15 protein-coding genes and 1 tRNA gene are annotated in these 19,472 nt (G+C 60.7%); 4 read left to right on the top strand and 12 right to left on the bottom strand.

The window, feature by feature from the left end; genetic code table 11:
- Positions 1 to 77: 77 nt before the first annotated feature.
- Positions 78 to 1,163: a hypothetical protein gene (locus tag MHY22_RS02200; protein ID WP_239277873.1), complete on the top strand. Its 1,086-nt coding sequence runs from the start codon at positions 78 to 80 to the stop codon at positions 1,161 to 1,163.
- A gap of 27 nt (positions 1,164 to 1,190) precedes the next feature.
- On the opposite strand, the gene selB is transcribed toward MHY22_RS02200, so the two are convergent.
- The 3 genes from selB to MHY22_RS02185 all read right to left on the bottom strand — a co-directional run bounded on the left by selB (position 1,191) and on the right by MHY22_RS02185 (position 4,400).
- Positions 1,191 to 2,963, bottom strand: a complete 1,773-nt coding sequence (selB, locus tag MHY22_RS02195) for a selenocysteine-specific translation elongation factor (protein WP_239277872.1) — start codon at positions 2,961 to 2,963, stop codon at positions 1,191 to 1,193.
- On the bottom strand, positions 2,964 to 4,280 hold the full coding sequence (gene selA, locus MHY22_RS02190; RefSeq protein WP_370658824.1) for an L-seryl-tRNA(Sec) selenium transferase: 1,317 nt from the start codon (positions 4,278 to 4,280) through the stop codon (positions 2,964 to 2,966).
- A 25-nt stretch (positions 4,281 to 4,305) separates the two neighbouring features.
- Positions 4,306 to 4,400 (bottom strand) — tRNA-Sec (locus tag MHY22_RS02185).
- Between the two features lie 172 nt (positions 4,401 to 4,572).
- On the opposite strand from MHY22_RS02185, the gene selD reads away from it, so the two are divergent.
- Both selD and MHY22_RS02175 read left to right on the top strand, forming a co-directional pair.
- Positions 4,573 to 5,556 (top strand): selenide, water dikinase SelD, encoded by a 984-nt coding sequence (selD, locus tag MHY22_RS02180; RefSeq protein WP_239277871.1) that lies wholly within the window; start codon positions 4,573 to 4,575, stop codon positions 5,554 to 5,556.
- Between the two features lies 1 nt (position 5,557).
- Positions 5,558 to 6,148, top strand: a complete 591-nt coding sequence (locus MHY22_RS02175; RefSeq protein ID WP_239277870.1) for a hypothetical protein — start codon at positions 5,558 to 5,560, stop codon at positions 6,146 to 6,148.
- Here the strand turns inward: MHY22_RS02175 and nrfD are convergent.
- From nrfD to MHY22_RS02150, 5 genes are all read right to left on the bottom strand, one after another.
- Positions 6,145 to 7,260 (bottom strand): NrfD/PsrC family molybdoenzyme membrane anchor subunit, encoded by a 1,116-nt coding sequence (nrfD, locus tag MHY22_RS02170; RefSeq protein WP_239277869.1) that lies wholly within the window; start codon positions 7,258 to 7,260, stop codon positions 6,145 to 6,147. The genes MHY22_RS02175 and nrfD overlap by 4 nt on opposite strands.
- On the bottom strand, positions 7,257 to 8,315 hold the full coding sequence (locus tag MHY22_RS02165) for a 4Fe-4S dicluster domain-containing protein (RefSeq protein WP_239277868.1): 1,059 nt from the start codon (positions 8,313 to 8,315) through the stop codon (positions 7,257 to 7,259). The genes nrfD and MHY22_RS02165 overlap by 4 nt, the downstream gene beginning before the upstream one ends.
- Positions 8,316 to 11,582, bottom strand: coding sequence for a formate dehydrogenase-N subunit alpha (gene fdnG / locus MHY22_RS02160; protein WP_239277867.1), 3,267 nt, complete (start codon positions 11,580 to 11,582; stop codon positions 8,316 to 8,318).
- A gap of 47 nt (positions 11,583 to 11,629) precedes the next feature.
- Entirely contained in the window at positions 11,630 to 12,217 is a 588-nt protein-coding gene (locus MHY22_RS02155; RefSeq protein ID WP_239277866.1) for a pyroglutamyl-peptidase I, read from the bottom strand.
- A gap of 106 nt (positions 12,218 to 12,323) precedes the next feature.
- Complete coding sequence (locus MHY22_RS02150) at positions 12,324 to 13,406, bottom strand: thermonuclease family protein (RefSeq protein ID WP_239277865.1); 1,083 nt, start codon at positions 13,404 to 13,406, stop codon at positions 12,324 to 12,326.
- 281 nt (positions 13,407 to 13,687) lie between these two features.
- Between MHY22_RS02150 and MHY22_RS02145 the strand changes: the two genes are divergently transcribed.
- A complete protein-coding gene (locus tag MHY22_RS02145) occupies positions 13,688 to 15,049 on the top strand; it encodes a dicarboxylate/amino acid:cation symporter (protein ID WP_239277864.1) in 1,362 nt (453 codons plus the stop codon).
- Between the two features lie 68 nt (positions 15,050 to 15,117).
- On the opposite strand, the gene MHY22_RS02140 is transcribed toward MHY22_RS02145, so the two are convergent.
- From MHY22_RS02140 to ychF, 4 genes are all read right to left on the bottom strand, one after another.
- A complete protein-coding gene (locus MHY22_RS02140; RefSeq protein ID WP_239277863.1) occupies positions 15,118 to 16,047 on the bottom strand; it encodes a PRC and DUF2382 domain-containing protein in 930 nt (309 codons plus the stop codon).
- Between the two features lie 514 nt (positions 16,048 to 16,561).
- Positions 16,562 to 17,473 (bottom strand): cation diffusion facilitator family transporter, encoded by a 912-nt coding sequence (locus MHY22_RS02135; protein ID WP_239277862.1) that lies wholly within the window; start codon positions 17,471 to 17,473, stop codon positions 16,562 to 16,564.
- A 227-nt stretch (positions 17,474 to 17,700) separates the two neighbouring features.
- Positions 17,701 to 18,234 carry a type 1 glutamine amidotransferase domain-containing protein gene (locus tag MHY22_RS02130; RefSeq protein WP_225747178.1) on the bottom strand — a complete coding sequence of 178 codons (534 nt, stop codon included), beginning with the start codon at positions 18,232 to 18,234 and terminating at the stop codon, positions 17,701 to 17,703.
- A gap of 130 nt (positions 18,235 to 18,364) precedes the next feature.
- Complete coding sequence (gene ychF, locus MHY22_RS02125; protein ID WP_239277861.1) at positions 18,365 to 19,450, bottom strand: redox-regulated ATPase YchF; 1,086 nt, start codon at positions 19,448 to 19,450, stop codon at positions 18,365 to 18,367.
- Positions 19,451 to 19,472 lie beyond the last annotated feature (22 nt).

The raw sequence follows: 19,472 nt of genomic DNA, 5'->3' as shown, positions 1-19,472 counted from the left end.
GCGTCAGCCCTATCCCCCATATGCGTAAAATGAGCTACGCATTGTTTACCGGCCTTTAACCTTGGGAGTGACTTTCTATGGCGCTTTACCCGCTCGCGACTAGTTACTTCGGTGTGGAGCATGTTGCAGTCCTCGAGCACCCAGTGCTGGGCACCGCATTGAGTATCCCCGGCGTGGCGAAGCACGCTGCGCTTGTCGACGTCTCCCTAGAGCCCGATACCTATACCAACGGCTGGCGCGTTCGCTCGGACTTCGGTTTCTTAGGGTTCCTGGACGAGGTCGAGGCGGCGGAGTATCCCGCCTTGGAGCGCTTGAAGGCCTCCTCCGCCCAGCCGCAGACGATCGCCACCGTGGAGGTAGTTGACGGCCAGGTCGAGGTTGCCGTGTCACTGGGCCTGTGGCCGTGGATGGTGCCGGTCAACGACCAACCGCAAGGAACCGCGCTGCTCTCCGGTGGGCAAGGCGTGCTCATCGATGCCGCCGCCGGCGACCTATCGCCCGCCCAGCTGGAGAGCATGGGCACGCAGCAATTCTTCGTCACACTGGAAGACCTTGCCGGCACCGCAGTGGCCACCTGCGACGATATGGTGCTCGGCCCCATCGGTGACAGTGCCGCGCTTCCTGGACTGCGCGCCGCATTCGCCGCGGCCAGCGGCTCTGGAGCGGGGCTTTCCGCCCGCGCCTATGCGAGCCACGGCATGCTTGCCGTCGATATCCCCGCCAATGAGGCCATCCCCGCGGAGCTCTTCTCCCCCGCTGTTCCACCGCTGCGCGTGCCCGCGCCACAACCTGCGATTCCCACTGCTGCGCCCGCAGCCACACCGGCTCAACCCGAGGTCTGGGAGCACACGCTTGCCGGCGAGGCCATCGTGACGGCGCTGCCCACCGGCTCACGCCGCCCGAAAGGGCCACAGGTCCAGCCGGCTGTACCCGCTGAGCCAGATGCGCCAACTCAGCAGCACAATGAGCGAGCACAACAACCGCAGGCCAGCGCCAAGCTGGCGGAGTTGGTCTCCTCCATCCCGGGCGATCAGAATTTCAGCTGGCGTGCGCTGCCGGTAGCCGAAGAACCGGGCCGCTTTTCCTCCGAATCCGCGCGCGTGCGGGCCCGGCGCGTAGCCCGCGACACGTCCCGCCACCGCGGGGGCAATCACCGCAAGTAGGTGCGACGACCGGCCACAGGGGCCTCGTTAGCGCAGGGTGCGTTGGCCCCCGTCGCCGCGGCGAGTAATCCGCTGGGCGTCGAGGTATTCCAGCAGCGGGATGGCTACCCGCCGCGTGGTACCTAGCGCCTGGCGGGCAGCCGAGAGAGTAAAGGGTTGTTCCAGTCCGGCAAGGCGCCGGCGCGCCTCCTCAGGAGCTGAGGGCAAGAGCACGATTCCCTGCTTAAGGCGCAGGAGGCGCCCGGCGCGCTCGGCGGCGGCAAGTTCCTTGGGGCCCAAGCCTAGCTCCGTGAGGTCATCTGCTTCGGGTGCCACAAAAGGTTCTGCCTTAAGCCTTTCCTCGATGGCAGCAATCCCGCGCTCCGCCGCACCGAGGTCCGCCCGCTGCCCGGGAAGGCGTAACACTCCCTCACTGCTTTCCGCCTTCGCAGCGGCGATGGCTAGGCCCAGCAAGCCTTCTTCTTGCAGGCCGAGGGCGTCCATGGCTGCTTTGCGGGGCATTCCCGGCGCCAGGGGATGGGCGGCGGTGTGGGCATGCAGGGCGTCGGTAAGCGTGTGCTTCCACCGCGTAACTTGGGAAGCGGCAATCCACCAGTCGCGGAAGGCGATAATGCCTTGCGGCGGCGCTGCGGTAGTAAAGCCATCGCGGGCTAGGTCATCCACCCGGGCGAAGCCGACGCGGCGCAGGTAAGACGCAGGATCACGGAACGAGTTCTGGGCACTGAGCTCTTCTGCGCGGCGGCGGGCGTCACCGCGCCGGTTAAGCTCCGGCGGGCGCAGATCGACTGCCTCTACCCCAGTGACGACGTGCCGGCCACCAGGGCTGCGCACTACGAAGCGATCAAGGAGCTGCAGCGGCAGCGGGTGCGCCAGGCTGATGCGCGCGAAATCGGCAGACAGGGGACGCAGGTGGGCCTCTACCCCGGCGGTACCGGTGTGCACGACGAGGTTATCGGGCAGCCCGTCGAGCTCCGCGCCAAAGGTGCGGCGGACATCGAGGTGGTCCACTAAGCGCCACGCACTCGGGGTAAGCAGCACGTCACCGCGGTGGATATCGGCGGCATCCGCCCCACGCAAGTTGACGGCCGCGCGAGTGACGGGGCCGAGTGAATCCTGCGCGCGATTTTCACTATGCAGGCCACGGACTTCCACGTCCCTTTCCCCACTAGCCGTGGCTACCTTGAGGCTATCGCCTACGCGCAGAGTGCCCGCGGCGAGCGTTCCGGTAACCACGGTGCCCGCGCCTTTCACGCTAAAGGCGCGGTCCACCCACAGGCGCACGGGTGCCTGTGCATCGGGAACGGGCACAGCGGCCAGGACCTCATCGAGCGCCTGCCGCAGCGCCGCAATGCCGTCGCCGGTAGGAGCGGATACGGGAATAATGGGGGCGTCGGCAAGCGGGGTGCCGGCCAGCTGCGTTCGGATTTCTGCGGTGCGGTCCACGGTGGCGCGATCGCTGCGAGTGAGCGCAATAATGCCGTGCTCTACTCCCAGCGCACGCAAGGCATCGCGGTGGTCGGTGGACTGGGCCTGCCATCCCTCATCGGCCGCAACCACAAAGAGGACCACCGGGGCTGGGCCCACGCCAGCGAGCATATTGCCTAAGAATTTTTCATGGCCGGGCACATCTACGAAAGCCACATCCGCGCCAGAAGGCAGCGTAGTCCAGGCAAATCCCAAATCAATGGTCAGCCCGCGGCGCTTTTCTTCCTCCCACCGGTCCGGGTCCATCTCCGTAAGTGCACGCACCAGGGTGGACTTGCCGTGGTCCACATGGCCGGCAGTAGCGACGACGTACACCTAGCTCACCGCCTTAATAGCGGCAATAACTGCGGCGTCGTGGTCGGCAGGGACGCAGCGAATATCCACCAAGCAGCGGCCCTGATGCACGCGACCTACTACGGGCGGGTCCTGGCGGCGCAGCGCGTCCGCATAGCGCTCGGGCAGGCTCACCGCGAAGCCGGGCAGCGGGTATTCGGGCGCCCCGCCACCGCCCACGCGGCCATCATGAGACACGACTTCCGCCCCGACTGCCTGTGCAATGGCTTCCGTGCGCTCGCGGTGTGTCTGGGGATCGAGGTGGAGGGCGTCCTGCACCGCATTCGAGGGCGTCGAAATGGCCGCCTCCAACGCGTTGAGACGCAGCTTATCTATGCGCACCGCACGCGCCAGCGGGTGCTTCTTCACCGCAGCAATCGCCTCCTTGGTACCGAGTAAGATTCCTGCCTGCGGACCGCCAAGCAGCTTATCGCCGGAGGCTATGACGATATCGGCGCCGGCGCGCAGCTGGGCCTGGATATCTGGTTCTTCTGGCAGCGCCGGGTCATGGGTGAGCAGGCCGGAGCCCAAGTCCACGATGAGTCGCGTATCGTGCTCCACCGCTAAGCTGTGCAGTTCCTCTACCCCGACTGCGGAGGTAAAGCCCTCGATGCGGAAATTGGAAGGATGCACCTTCAAAATAGCGCCAGTGTTGACGCCCAGCGCGCGCTCGTAGTCGGCCAGGTGCGTGCGGTTAGTCGCCCCTATTTCTTTGAGGCGCGTGGCCGTGGACTCGATGAGCTCGGGCAGGCGAAAGCCAGCTCCGATCTCGATGAGCTCGCCGCGCGAGATGATGACCTCTTTGCCGGGAGCGAGCGCGGCGGTGGCCAGGAGCAAGGCGCTGGCGCCGTTATTGACCACGAGGGCATCTTCTGCACCGGGGCAGGCTGCGAGCAGCGCGGCCGTGGCTCCGGCGCCGCGATTTCTGGATCGCTTGCCCGAGCCCAAGTCCATTTCTACATCTGTATAGGAGGCAGCGGCGTGCAGGGCCTCTACCGCGGCGCTGGGAAGCGGGGCACGCCCTAAGTTCGTATGAATGATGACGCCGGTGGCGTTAATGACTGGGTGCAGGGAATGCGCATTCTTTTGTTCCAGGCGCTGCGCAATCTCTGCGGGTATCTCGCTAACAGGCAGCTGACCGCGGCGCGCTCGGGCGACTGCGCCCTGGAGTATCGCGCGGATGGTGTGCTCGGCTAGGCGCTGGCGCGCGGATTCTACTTCCGGCAGCTGGAGCAGCTCGTCCATGCGGGGAATATTCCTGCGGGGATCCGGGCTGGCAGCAGGCGTGGGCGTGGGCACTGTGGCATTCCTCCTTGCGCGCGAGTGGCGGAGACGGACAGGAATCGAACCTGCCAGACCGAGATGCTCGGCCTCACCGGTTTTGAAGACCGGGGCGCCCACCAGGACACGTACGCCTCCGTGTGCTCACCTTACACGGGCATTCCCCGGTGCCGGCACACCTGTCACGCAATACCTCCACCATGCCGCTCCGAGGTGGAAACCTCGGCGCCCTATGTCCTATCGCGCCACACACAGGTTCCCTACCTTGCTGTGCAGCCAAATAGTTCCTCGGGATGAGTAAAATGGCGATATGACCGAAGATATTAAACTCACCTCTTTTGCCGCCGGCGGCGGCTGCGCCTGCAAGATTCCCGCTGGCCAACTTGAGTCTGCCGTCGAGGGCCTGATAGGCAAGGCCGACCCTAACGTGCTGGTTGGCCTAGATGATGGCGATGATGCCGCAGCCGTAAAGATTCAAGATGGCCTGGCGGTTATCTCCACCGCGGACTTTTTTACGCCCATGCTCAATGACCCCTACGATTGGGGGCGAGTGGCTGCGGCCAATGCGCTCTCTGACGTCTATGCCATGGGTGGCACCCCGGTTACCGCCATTAACCTGGTGGGCTGGCCCAATGAGAAGCTTGGCCTGGACGTGCTGCGCGAGGTCCTGCGCGGCGGCATGGACATAGCCACCAAGGCCGGCATCTCCGTTACCGGTGGCCATTCCATCACCGCGCCCGAACCGCTGTACGGCATGGCAGCTACCGGCATCGTGGCCCCCGACAAGCTCATGCGCAATGACGCCGCCGAGCCCGGCCTGCCCATCACCCTGACCAAGCCCATTGGCGTGGGCATCCTCAACAACAAGCACAAGGCCACCGGCGAAGTCTCCCAGGCCGCGGTCGATTCCATGACCACCTTGAACCGTGAGGCCGCCCGCGCCGCGGTGGAGGCGGGCGTGCGTGCCGCCACGGACGTCACCGGCTTCGGGTTGCTCGGCCACCTGTACAAGATGTGCCGGGCCTCCGGCATCGCCGCGGAGCTCGACTTTTCCGCCGTGCCCACCATCGAAGGCGCAAAGGAAGCGCTGGCGGAGGGCTTCATCCCCGGCGGCTCTCGCCGCAACCTCGACTGGGTGCACCCGCACCTCGATACCTCCTTGAGGGAGGAAGAGCTAGTGCTGCTTGCCGACGCCCAAACTTCCGGCGGCCTCCTCCTCATCGGCGAGGTTCCTGGCTACCCCGTCATCGGCCATACCACCGAGCGCACCGGCGATGCCTATATCAAGGCCTAAGATGCAGCGACAGATCCCTTTTCTCCTCGCCCTTTCCTCCACCACCCTTGCCGCAGCAGGGTTGGTGGGGTGCTCGTCCGAAGGGGCATCGCCAAGCGGCTGCTCCCCCGTTGGTATTGCCGCGGTGCGCGAGGCCCTGCCGGATTCGCTCGCTAAAACGAAGCTCGACCCACACTCCACCGACGAGGATGAGCACTCCTTCTCAGTGCTCTACCGTGCAGAGGATAAGGAGCAGGTCAGCCTGCTGGGGACGAAGTATGAGGCCGAAGGCGCACCCGTGTGCCCCGATGACCCCGATGAGGCGGCGCAGCGCTACTTAGAGCTGCTACACGACGACCTCGATGCCCAAAACGCCGCGCAACAGCGCCCCGCCAATGAGTACTCCCCCTTCGAGTTCACCGCCGCTGACAGGCGCTTTTACTGCTCTGCCTGGCCGGTCGAAGAGTCAGTGTCTACCACCTGCGTCACCACCGTGGGCGATGTGGCGCTGAACTACTACCTCCACCGTGATGGTCGCGACTCCGCAGCCGAGCAACAACGCATGGAAGACATCGGCTCGGAGCTCGCCCCCGCCCTGCAGGACCTGGACTAGTCCGGGCTCACCACATCGTGGTCGAGGCCCTGCTCGCGCCGGCGCCTTTCCGCCCGGCGCTTCTGCGGCCCGATGGTGGTCTCCGGATTCTTCACCGCTTCCAGCCCGGCATTGAGCACGCCAAAGCGCGTGCACGCCGAGCCTGCCAAGAGCGATAGCCCAGCAGCCACCGAGACTGCCCGCGACTTCGTCACCGCAGCCACTGCACTACCGACACCGCCAGCCGCGATGAAGTATTCCGAGGCCTTCATCAACGCGCCCGGCCTGCCCTCGTGCAGCGCCTCGCGCGGCTCCGGCTCCATGCCTTCCTCCAGCACCTTGGTCGCCACCAGATCGCTGGCTGCCGCGGCCATACCCAACACGCGGGCCGGTCCCGCGTGCTCGACCGGAGTGGTCACCATAGCCAGGCCTGACGACGCCGCACCCGCCGAGGAAACGAAGACATACGGCAGGTGCTTTTTCATGTCATTCCACACCGGGTTCGAGGTATTGGACAGCAATACCGCGGTATAGCCCGCGAGCGGACCACCGAGCACGCCCGCGACCGCGCCCGCCGGCCCGGCCGATTTCTTCAGCGCCGTACGCACAAACTTCGGCAGCGGCAGCTTGTGACCGGTCGCCGCATCCACTTCCGCGGCGGCCGGCAGCGCAGCTGCGCTGGCAAAGCCCGACAAAATCCACGAGCCCATCGACATTGGCGAGGTCACCTTGAAGACGCGGAACATGTTCAATGCGCGCTCCGGGCGGCCCAAGTCCAGAATCAAAAAGACCGATCCCACGGCCGCCGCGCCAAAGGCAGAGATACGGGTGGTGCGCCGCAGCGGTGCATTGCCCGCGGCCTGTGCACCAGCGGCTAAGAGACCTGAACCGCCGCTCACGCCGCCCAAGAAAAAGTAGGCGCCGATGGGCCATTCCCACGGCGGAGCCTTCACCACAGGTCGGCCATAGTAAGACGAGAACTCGAAGTCCTGCGCCATGCGCTCCTCTTTGGAGCCGTCCTGCGCGCCCGCGCCTGGACGCTTCCGCTTCTTCTTCGGCTTCGTACCGTCGAACTTCCGGTAGCGATTGCGGCGCTCTGGCTGCGGTGGGCGGTACTCATCAAAGTTGCTCATTTGCGTCCCCCAATCAGGAAGGAACCAGCCACGGCCAGCGCCATGCCGCCGATAGCCTTGGCTGCGGTCTTATACATCTGCGGTAAATCGGCCGTCGGCACGCGCGGGTCCGGCGGCAAACCGTAGACCTCAGGTGAATCCAAAAGCAGGAAGATGGAGCCAGTTCCGCCCACGCCATCGTCCTGGTTGGCACCGTAAAGGCGGGCCTCGGTAAGGCCTTGCTCGTGCAGTACGCGCACGCGTTCCTTGGCTGCGGCCAGCATCTCCTCGTACGGGCCGAACTGGATGGAATCAGTAGGACAGGTCTTAGAACATGCTGGCTGTTCGCCCTGCTTCAGGCGGTCGTAGCACATGGTGCACTTTTGGGCCACGCCCAAGTTCTTAATCGGCATCGACTCGCCTGGCGTGTGGTCCGGCCCTTGTGGGGCGAGCTGCTTGAGCTTTTTCAGCACGTTCACGCCGGCATGGGAATTATCCACGTAGTCCACCGTGGCTGTCTTGTCGTACTTCAGCGCCACACCGCCGTCATCGCGGCGCTCGATGACGCCAAACGGGCAGCCGGCCACGCAGGTGCCGCAGCCATTGCACACATCATCCTGGACCACAACGGTGCCAAACTCGGTGCGGAACAGCGCGCCGGTAGGACACACGTCCAAGCAGCCCGCATGCGTGCAGTGCTTACACACGTCCGAGGACATGAGCCACCGGAACGTATCCGTATCCGGCGGGGTGGTATCAACCTCTGGGTCCTGCGCCCCTACCGAAGGCATGCCCAAGGAAATGAGATTCTTTCCCTCCTCGCGGGCCTGCTCGATGCGGTCATTGTTTTGCTCCACAAAGGCCACGTGCCGCCAGGTATTTGCACCCAGTGCGCCGGTGTTGTCATAGGAATCACCCGTGACGTCATAGCCTTCTACCGGGTTGCGGTTCCACTCCTTGCACGCCACCTCGCAGGCCTTACACCCGATACACACGGAAGTGTCGGTGAAAAAGGCCATGCGGCGGTACTTGTCGTAGCCATGCCGGCTCGCGTTTTCGGTCAGCAGATTTGTCATTTACTTACCTTCTTCGCTTTCCTCGCCCTTTTTACCGTGCTCATCCGCATCCGCGGGCTGCTGCGGCTCTGGGTTATAGGTGAAGGAATCATCCACGGTGAGCAGATCATTGCCGGAATCCAGGTTCAGGTGCGCGCGCTTCTGATACTCCTTGAGCATCTCCACACGGGCCTCGCCGCGCGGGCGACGGCCCGGTTGGATATCGCAGGCGCCGATCTTGGAATTCTGGATGAATACGTTCGGCTCCAACGTAAGGCCCAGCAGATCATTGGCGCCATCGCCTGCAACTGCCGTGGAATCGGACTCGCCATAGTGATACGGCAAGCCGATCTGGTGGAACTCCTCACCATTGATCTTCATCATCTGCATGCGATCAGTGACCAAGACCTGTGCCTCAATCACGCCGCGCGGCGAGACGATGGTGGCCCACTTACCGTTTTCCAAGCCGCGCTTTTCTGCCAAGGCCTTATCAACCTCGCAGAAAAGGCCCGGCTGCAACTCCGCCAGGTACGGCAGGCGGCGCGACATCGCACCCGAGGTATACATCTCGGTGAGGCGATAGGTGGAAAAGACGAACGGGAACACCTCCGAGCCCGGCTCGCCTGGCTCTGGGCGCGACAAGTTGTCTGGGCGCTTAATGGTCAGGCGCGTCGGCGATTGCTGTTGCTTGTACAGCACATTGTGCACCGGGGACTCGTGCGGCTCATAGTGGGTGGGCAATGGGCCGTCGGAAAGCCCGGTCGGCGCAAAGAGCCAACCGCGGCCATCCGCCTGCATGATGAAGGCATCGGTGCCGTCGAGGGCGTCCGGGCCCACGGCGTCGACCGGAGCCTTGTAGTCCGGGGCCTTGGTAGCCGGGAAGTCCGGCACGTCATCGCCAACCCATTTACCCTGGTCGGCGTCCCACCACACATACTTCTTGCGCTCCGACCACGGAGTGCCGTCCGGCTTCGCCGAAGCACGGTTGTAGAGCAGGCGGCGGTTGGCCGGCCATACCCAACCCCACTCCGGAGCTACCTCGTTTTGCTCCGAACCCGGAACCTTGCGCGCGGACTGATTAATGCCGTCCTTAAACACGCCGGTATAGATCCAGCAGCCACCCGAGGTACTGCCATCGTTTTTCATCTCCACGAAGGCAGGCAAAAGCTCGCCCTTCTTCGGCCCCTCTAGGTAGTAGCCGTTGATCTCCTTGAGGATATCCTCAGAATTCGGCTCGCCTTCCTCGGTTTCCACATAGTCCCACGTGACCTTCTGCAGAGGAATATCTCGCGGATCAGTGGAATCGTGCAGGCGCTCCTTGATCTTCTTGCCTAGTTGGTAGAAGAACCACAGGTCACTCTTGGCCTCGCCCGGCGGCGGCGCTGCTTGGAAGCGCCACTGCAGCATGCGCTGCGTCTGAGTAAAGGTGCCCGCCTTTTCCACGTGGGTTGCCGCTGGCATCAAGAAAACCTCGGTGCCGATGTCTTCGGTCTTGAGCTCGCCGTTTTTAATCTCCGGCGAATCCTTCCAGAAGGAGGCGGTCTCAATCTCCTGGAAATCGCGTACGACCAGCCACTTCAGCGCGGCCAAACCGCGGCGCTGCATTCCGCCGTTGGACTGCGCCACGGCCGGATTCTGGCCGAAGACAAAATAGCCTTCCACCTGCTCATCCAGCATTGCCATAAGCGTTTCATAGGTCGAATGCGCGCCAGAGATGCGCGGCATGAGGTCATAGCCCCAACCATTGTCCTTGGTTGCCGCATCGCCCCAATAGGACTTCATCAGCGAGACTGCATAGTTCTCACCAATCTGCCAAAAGCCCTTTTGCGACTCATTACGGATTCCATCGACAAACTCTGGCCAGCTTTGCTTATCGACGCTCGGCATGGGCAAATACCCCGGCAACGAGTGGAACAACGTCGGGATATCGGTAGATCCCTGAATCGAGGCGTGACCGCGCAGCGCCATAATGCCCGATCCAGGACGGCCCACATTACCGGTCAGCAGCTGCAAAATAGCTGCGGTACGGATGAACTGCGCACCCAAGGTGTGCTGGGTAAAGCCCAACGCATAAGCAAAGCAGGTAGTGCGCTCCGGCGTAGAGTTCTGCGCTATCGACTCGGCTAGATAGAAGAAATCCTCCTGCGCAATACCGCAGGTCTCCTCCACTACCTCAGGCGTATAGCGCGCGTAATGCCGCTTGAGAATCTGGAAGACGGAATTCGGATGCTCCAGCGATTCATCGCGTTCTACATTCCACGACGCACCCTCCGGCTTTTGCACGTACTGCCACGAATCCGTGACGTACTTTCCAGTTTCCGGATCATAGCCGGAGAACAAACCATCCAAGTCCTCGGTGTCCTGATAGTCCTCCGAGATGATCATCGGTGCATTGGTATACGCCACCACATAATCATGGAAATACAGCTCATTTTCCAGCAGGTAATTAATAACCGCACCCAAAAGCACCACGTCCGTGCCGCCGCGAATGCCAATGTGGCGATTCGCAAAGGCAGACGTGCGCGTATAACGCGGATCCACGTGAATGATGCGTGCACCACGCTTCTTGGCTTCCACCACCCACTGGAATCCCACTGGGTGGCACTCGGCCATATTAGAACCCTCAATGACGATGCAGTCCGCATTCGCCATATCCTGCAGCGGTTGGGTTGCGCCGCCGCGGCCAAACGAAGTTCCTAGACTAGGAACAGTGGCGGAGTGTCATATGCGTGCCTGGTTCTCGAGCTGAATCGCACCAGCGGCGGTAAACAGCTTCTTAATGAGGTAATTTTCCTCATTATCCAAGGTCGCACCGCCCAAACCGGCGATACCCATCGTGCGGTTGAGCGCACGACCTTCATCGTCCACATCCTGCCAACCGTTCCGGCGGGCTTCCAAGAAACGATCCGCAATCATCTCCATCGCGGTATCTTCATCAAGATCCTGCCACTCCGTCGAGTGCGGCGCACGATACTTAATCTTGGTAAGGCGCGTAGCGGAGTTAATCAACTGCTCCGACGCAGATCCCTTCGGGCACAGGCGCCCACGAGAAATGGGCGAATCCGGATCGCCCTCCACCTGGATGACGCGGTCATCTTTGACATACACGCGCTGCGAACAACCGACCGCACAGTACGGGCACACCGACTGCACCACGCGGTCTGCTTCCACGGTGCGCCCATGCTTATCTTTGCTCTTTTGAGACTGCGTATTGACGTCCCTTCCGAAGGGATCGCCGCTGCGCAGCTGGCGCACAACCGGCCAGTTGAGAGGGCTAAAGCGAGACATATCCCTAAATCTATATTTAGCTGAGCCAAAAAGCTACAAAGGCTACCCTAACTAGCTTGCACCGCCCAGAGTGCCCGCTTAACCCCCTCGACGATGTCCGCTAGCTCCATCATGGGCTTATCCGTTTTCTCCTGCTCTGTTATATACGGCACGTGGACAAATCCCGCGCTCACCCTCGTCCCCTCGAAGTGATGCAGGAGGCCATAGAGCAGCTGGTTACATACGAAAGTCCCGGCCGTATTCGACAATCGCGCCGGACTATCCCCCACCGCCGCGACCATTTCCTTTACCGGCAGCGTAGAGAAATATGCCGCCGGGCCACCTTCCACAACCGGTACATCCACCGGCTGATAACCCGCATTATCAGGAATATCGGCATCCATAACGTTAATCGCGACCCGCTCTGGGGTGATATGCGCTCGCCCACCGGCCTGGCCCAAACATACAATTGCATCGACCGCCGAGCCCTCCGCCGCCTCAAACGCCCGACGCAGCGATTCCCCGAACTTCGTCGGGATCACCAGCTTGATGAGCTCCGCGTCTCCAATGCGATCCGGTAGTTGCTGAAGAGCTCGTTCCGTGGGGTTTATGCTCTCTCCGCCGAAGGCGTCGAATGCGGTTACGAGGATTTTCATGCTGCCAGTATTCCAGATATCCCCGGGCCCTCCCACCCTTCGCGCTCACCGGGAGCCATGCTCTAAGCACTCAGGGTCATGCCCGTGAGCGCGAAGGGCGGGCTGCCTAACCGATCTGCTGCTTCGTAGTGCAGTCGATCTTCGCGTATGAACGTCCATTCTTATCTACTGACGTCATGGCATAGTTTCCGCCATAAGCTCGGCACCCGGTGTAGTTATCGACCACCGGCACCGGCTGAGGTGCGGGCTGCTGCTCGGGGGCTTGATAGCCAGCCACCTCGTCAAGCGTTGGCTGCTCCGCTACCTCTACTTCAGGCGCGTCGTGCTCCTGCTGGCGAATCTCTTCCTGCCGCTGCTCTGCACGACGGCGTTCTTCTTCCTGGCGCTCCTTCTCGCGCTTCTCTTCCTCCCGTTCTTTCTCCTCCAATTTCTCGAGCTCTTCGCGGGCTTGCTTCTCCTTCCCTTCAAGCTCGCGTTCCTTCTTCGAGGCAATCTCCTTGGGAGCATCCGGATATGCCGCCTTCTGGAAGGTGCTTCGAGCATCTTTGCGGTGAGTCAGAGCCGCTAATCCGGCCTTCGCTGCTGCTGACTTGTCCAGTACATCCTCGTAGCCTGCACTATCAGCTTCCCCGGAAGCTACAAATGCTGCCGCCGCAGCTTCTGCGCTGCTAAGCGCCTCGGCCATGTCCTCATCGCTGGAAACCTTGCACTCGTCCGAGACCCCAAAGATCCCTTCGCCAGCGTCTTTAGGGCCGCGTTCGGCATTGTGCACTTCGTCGTAAAACTTGTCGTTTCCGCCAAATACAACCGCCGTGGCTAGCCCTTCGGCCGCGACATCCGCGTTAATGAAGTCATCGTCAATAAAGACACCGGCAAGAGTGCGGCCGTACTTGTCGGTCCGCTCGGAGTCATATTCCAACCGAACCTCCGTCCCCTTTGGCAACCGTCCTTCCAAGTACCGCTTGGCTTCCTCCGCGAGGCACTCACTCGGTTCGCCGTTATGGCCGATTTCAGGCGTATCAATATTAAGTAGACGGACGCGGGTATTTTCGCCGTCGAGGTCGACGTCAATGGTGTCACCATCGATCACTCGATTGACCACCACAGTATCTTCATCACCACCGCCTAAAGCTACGGAAGCCACTGCGCCAACTGCAAAAATGCCAACGAGGGGTTTAACCCAGCCCATAAATGTTCCTCCTGAGAAAGATAGAGAGAATAGCTACTTAAAGTTAGCAATGGGAGACATGTGACAGCTCAAGCTCCCCTCCCTTCGCGCTCACCAGCGCCCTAAAACCAGCGCAAAAACACCTTTCCGTGAGCGCGAAAGGTGAGGTTTCGGCCACGGCAGATAACTCGCACTTTGTACCTACAGACGTAGAAGGAATAAGCTGAGCGATGTTGAAGTTGAACAGGACAGTATCTGAAAAATAGTCCGATCTGTCCATTTTTATTTTCAAAGGAATCTTTATGTCTCAACAAGAATCTTCGCGCTCCAAGCTTCCCGGCTGGGCCACGGGATTCGGTGCTCAGGTCATCGCGGGCCTCATCATCGGCCTTATCCTGGGCTTCATTGCTTCCGGCATGGATACCGACCCAGACAACCCGGGCTGGTTGACTACCCTGCTCACGGGAGTCGGCAACGCCTACGTCCAGCTGCTCAAGGTGATGATCCCGCCACTCATCTTCGCTGCAGTTGTTACCTCCGTCGCTAATCTGCGCAAGGTAGCCAACGCCGCTTCCCTGGCAGTTTCCACGCTTGTATGGTTTGGCATTACCGCATTCTTCTCCGTCTTGACGGGCATCATCGTCGCCGTCGTCATGAAGCCGGGCATCGGCACAAGCATCGATGCTGCCACCGCGCAGGATCCTTCCCACGTCGGTTCATGGACCGCGTTCTTTGAGCAGCTTCTGCCCCAGAACTTCGTAGGCCTTTCTGCCTCGCTTTCCGACGGCGAAGTATCCCTCAGCTTTGGCGCCCTCCAGCTCCTTGTCATCTCGCTGGCCATTGGTATCGCCGCTGTCAAGACCGGCAAGTCTGCTGAGCCTTTCCTGCGTTTTACCGAATCCTTCCTGAAGGTCATTCAGGTCATCCTTTGGTGGATTATCCGCCTTGCCCCGATTGGCACCGCGGCCCTCATCGGTAAGGCCGTAGCTACCTACGGCTGGGATGCACTGGGCTCGCTGGGCAAGTTCGTCTTGGCCATGTACGTCGGCATGGGCCTGGTATTTGCCGTGGTCTACCCGGCAGTACTGAAATTCAACAAGATCCCGGTCATCGGCTTCTTCAAGCGCGTGTGGCCGGTGACCTCCCTGGGCTTTGTCACCCGTTCTTCGATGGGCGTCATGCCAGCTACCGAGCGATTCAGTGAAAAGGCTATGGGCGTTCCATCCGAGTACGCTTCCTTTGCCATTCCGCTAGGAGCAACCACCAAGATGGATGGCTGCGCTTCCGTATACCCAGCCATCGCCGCCATCTTCGTCTCCCAGTTCTACGGCATTGACCTTGACTTCACCCAGTACCTGCTCATCATCTTTGTGTCCGTTATCGGTTCCGCCGCTACCGCAGGCACCACCGGCGCAACGGTGATGCTCACCCTGACGCTTTCTACGCTCGGCCTGCCACTGGCCGGTGTTGGTCTCCTGCTTGCCATCGAGCCAATCATTGACATGGGCCGTACCGCACTCAACGTCACCGGACAGGTGCTGTGCGCCACCATCGTGGCTAAGCGCGCCGGCATCCAGGACAAAGCAACCTGGGATGCTGCCGAGAACGGCGTCAAGCACATTATGGATTCTGACTCGGCCGAGACCATCGGAGTCAAGGCTTAAACCAGTCTCCTAAAAGGCAAAAAGAAACGCCCGCAAGGTAATCCTTGCGGGCGTTTAGCTATGCGCTTTTACTTCTTGAGGCCGTCAACACCATCGGTGTCGATCTGCTCCTTGCGCAGCTCCTCAGTGTGAGTCTCGGTGTCGCGAACGGTGTCCTTCTTCAGGTTGATCTTCTCAACCGGAACGGTCTCCTTGTTCACGTCTACGCGCTCCTCATGCAGGGTGACGGAAGCTTCCTCGGAGTCACCGGAGATAGCGCCGTTGTAGTTCTTTGCATCCTCAGCGTTGATCGGAGTGCGCTCGACGCGAACCTCTTCGCGCTCAACCGGAACCTCGACGGTCTCGGTGTCGGTCACAACGTACTTGCGCAGGCGAGCCTCACCGGTAGCCACGCGCTCCTTGTTGACGTTGAGCTGCTCCTCGGAACGGATGAGCTCGCCATCGTTGTTGGTGCGTGCAGCCGCAGCGTTGTCAGCTACGCCAGCCTTTCGCTCGGTAGCAGCGGCGTCGGTGGTGTGGGTGGCTGCCTTCTTCTCGTCAGCGTGTGCACCGGCAACGCCTGCACCTGCAACACCTGCGCCAGCACCAGCAGCGCCAGCACCTGCGGTCAGGTTGTGATCCTTGTCAGCGCCAGCCTGAACGTCGCGCTTGGAGTCAAGGTTGGAATCCTTGTAGTCGGTTACGTCGTGTGCGCTTTCCAGACCGTAGTGCTTGAAGATATCGGACTGTGCCTCAGGGGTCAGCGGCTTATCGGAGTCGAACTCCGGAGCATCCTTGATACGGTCCTTGGAGAAGCCCAGCTTCAGGTCATCGCCGGAGAAGTCGTGCCCACGCAGCGGAACCAGGCTGGAGTTCATACCGAACAGGCCGTGGTTAACCTCAACGAAGGTAGGCTGGCCGGACTGGTCATCAACGAATACCTCGTTAACATCGCCCAGCTTCTCGCCGTTATTGTCGTATGCGGTTGCGTTAAAGAGGTCCTTAATGTTCTTACCCATTGTCAGTAAATCCTTTCTGCTATTGGTATAGCTATCTTCAAGCAAACAAAAGGACATTTTCTAACCCCAACACGTGGAGTGTGGGGGTGAAAATCTCCAATTGATTGCTGTGACAACCACCATACGGAGAATTCAAAATTTTTCGACCGGCAGAGAAAATTTTTCTGAATTTTGTTCACCGAAATCCGTCTTAATGCAGCTCAGAACAGTTGGTAACGGTTCTATAACATTGGAAACCCTGCACCATAAGCACCCGAACCACGAAAACCGAGTGTCGATTCTCTCGCCCGCAGCGCTTTACATGCACCCCTTCACGATCTCCAAATCGTCCACTGTTCACCACACCCCCAAAATGCGGTGACAGCTACCCCACAGGATTCTCTAAAGAGGGGGTACTTTTTCTCCGAGTATCCACAGGCGGTATACAGGCCCGTACACCCGAACGGGCCTACACACATATTGGTCTAGTGCGCTTTCGCCACAGTGGTCAGCAGAAAACTAAGGAGACTAAGTCTTAGCGGAATAGGTACGGACGCCGATTTTCCAGGCCGGCTGGTTCCACATGGATGAACGCACTGCAGCCTGGGTAAAGCTCGTCGAGGGCAATTTCCACTGCGTCTGCAACCTCGTGGGAGTGCATGACGCTCCACTCCCCTGGCACCTCCATGGTCAGGTACACCAACCGCTGGCGGCCAGACGCAACGGTGCGGCGATCCGTGAAGGTTACTGAGTGTTCCCTCTCCAGCCGAACTAGGAGTTGCCGAATGTGCTGGCGCTCGTCGTCGGGAAGCGCCTCAGAAAGCAGGCTACTCACCGAATCGCGCAGGAGGCTATAGCCCGTCCATAAGATATTGATGCCCACTGCAAGCGCCACTACAGGATCCAGCCACCACCAGCCAGTAAGGAATACGGCGGCGATGCCGACAAGGACGCCGACGGAAGTCCAGACGTCGGTAAGCAAATGGTGCCCATCCGCCTCCAAGGTGGCGGAACGGTAGCGCTTACCTGCATGTATGAGCGCAATACCTACCACGCAATTGAGAACGGAAGAAAGCGTCGACAACGCCAAGCCCCAGCCCGGCTCTTCAATCGGCTGCGGAACAAAGAAGCGTTGGATCGCCGTGTACACGATCATGCCGGCCGCAATAAAAATCATTGCGCCCTCTACCAAGGCGGAGACATACTCGGCTTTGCCGTGGCCAAACTGGTGGTTATCGTCGGCCGGCTTAGAGGCAATCCGGAGGGCATAAAAGCCGGCGACGGCCGCGACGAGATTCACGAGGGATTCGAAGGCATCAGAGAGGAAGCCCACCGAGCCGGTAAACCACGCGGCCAAGGCCTTGAGGATGATGGTAGCCACAGCGGCGGCGATGGATAGCTGCATGAAGCGCTCAAGAATGCGCTGCTCTGAGCCTATGGAGGACATAGTCACTTCTCCCTTCGGTTCGGTTGCGGACCGAAGGTCTCGTTCACGGCCGCGGGCACTGCGGGCGCTGGCTGGCCGGGCTAAACGCCAGTATGTCGACCAGTCATCTCGGAATTAACCGAGGGAACTACTCCCCTTCTGGAAATCCTAACTTTATAGGGCATGTGACACCGGCGCAAGATCGAAAAAAGCCACGGGAAACTCCCGTGGCTTAAATTCGTGAAGCTTTAGTGCTGGCCCTCTGCAAACTCTTCTACCAGCTTGGCGTTAAAGGCTGGCAGGTCATCTGGAGTGCGGGACGAGACCAAGCCCTGGTCGCAGTGGACTTCCTCATCTACCCAGGTGGCACCTGCATTGCGCAGGTCGGTCTGCAGGGACGGGAAGGACGTCAGGGTGCGGCCCTTGAGGGCTTCAGCATCAGCCAGGATCCAAGCACCGTGGCAGATGGCGCCGAGCGGCAGATCCTTGCTCATGTGGTTGCGCACGATTTCCACCGCAGCCTTATCCAAGCGGATGAGGTCAGCATTATCGGTACCGCCAGGCAGAATGATGCCATCGAAAGACTCGCTAGTGGAGTCAGCGGTAGCGGCGTCAACGGAAATCTCCGTGCCCTTCTTGCCGGTAATGGTGCCGGCCTCTGGGGCGAGGACACGCACGATAGCGCCTGCGTTCTTCACGGCCTCCAACGGGGAGGTCAGCTCAGAGTCTTCGAAGCCATCGGTAGCGATGATGGCAATGGTCTTGTTATCTAGTTCAGCCATGTTGCAACCTCCTTTGTTCGGGTGCGCCGCCCACAGTAACGCGGAAGTTTCGTCTTCGCTACCTTCTCTTGCGCGCGAGTGGGTTGCGCCTTCCCCCTCTAACAAAGGGCCATTTCAGAGCGGTGTGGAATTAGCCGCCGATCTTAAAATCGCATACATCGCCGTCCTGCATGATGTAGTCCTTGCCCTCTTGGCGGACCTTGCCATGCGCACGAGCCTCAGCCATGGAGCCGGCGTCTACCAGGTCATCGAAGGAAACGATCTCGGCCTTAATGAACTTCTTCTCAAAGTCGGTGTGGATGACTCCAGCTGCCTGCGGTGCGGCAGAGCCCTGTTTAATGGTCCACGCACGGGCCTCCTTCTCACCGGCGGTGAGGTAGGTCTGCAGACCCAAGGTGGCAAAACCTGCCTTAGCCAGGGTAGCTAAGCCCGGCTCATCTTGGCCTACGGCCTCGAGCAGTTCGCGGGCTTCGTCTTCTTCTAGCTCGAGCAGCTCGGTTTCGGTCTGCGCATCGAGGAATACGGCCTCGGCTGGGGCGACGAGCTGGCGGAGTTCGTCCTTCTTAGCGGCGTCGGTAAGCACGGCCTCATCCGAGTTAAAGACATAGAGGAAGGGCTTAGCCGTCATCAGGTGCAAATCGCGCACGAGGGAGAGGTCAATCTCTCCTTCCTTCGCGGCGGCAAAGAGGGTGCGATCATCTTCCAGAATCTCCTGGGCCTTCTTGGTTGCTTCCACTTCGGCGGCCAAGTCCTTATTCTTGCGCGCATCCTTTTCCAGGCGCGGCAGGGCCTTTTCGATGGTCTGGAGGTCCGCGAGAATGAGCTCGGTATTAATAACGGAGATATCGTTGCGCGGGTCCACCTTGCCATCAACGTGAATGACATTGTCGTCAGAGAAGGCGCGCACCACCTGGCAAATAGCGTCTGCCTCGCGGATATTGGCTAGGAACGCGTTGCCCATACCTTCACCCTGGGAAGCGCCGGAGACGATGCCGGCGATGTCCACGAAAGACACGGTGGCAGGAAGGATGCGCTCAGAGTTAAACATCTCCGCCAGTTGGGTCAAGCGGGAATCCGGCAGCTCCACCAGGCCCACATTGGGCTCGATGGTGGCAAACGGGTAGTTCGCCGCCAGGATCTCGGAACGGGTCAGGGCATTAAACAAAGTGGACTTGCCCACATTGGGCAGGCCGACGATTCCTAGTGTAAGACTCACGGGGCCAATCCTAACGCACCCG

This window comes from Corynebacterium sp. ACRPO (assembly GCF_022347205.1).
In the GTDB taxonomy this organism is placed as follows: domain Bacteria; phylum Actinomycetota; class Actinomycetes; order Mycobacteriales; family Mycobacteriaceae; genus Corynebacterium.
The sequence above is the reverse complement of the archived record's forward strand: the minus strand, read 5'-3'. Positions and strand labels throughout refer to the sequence as shown.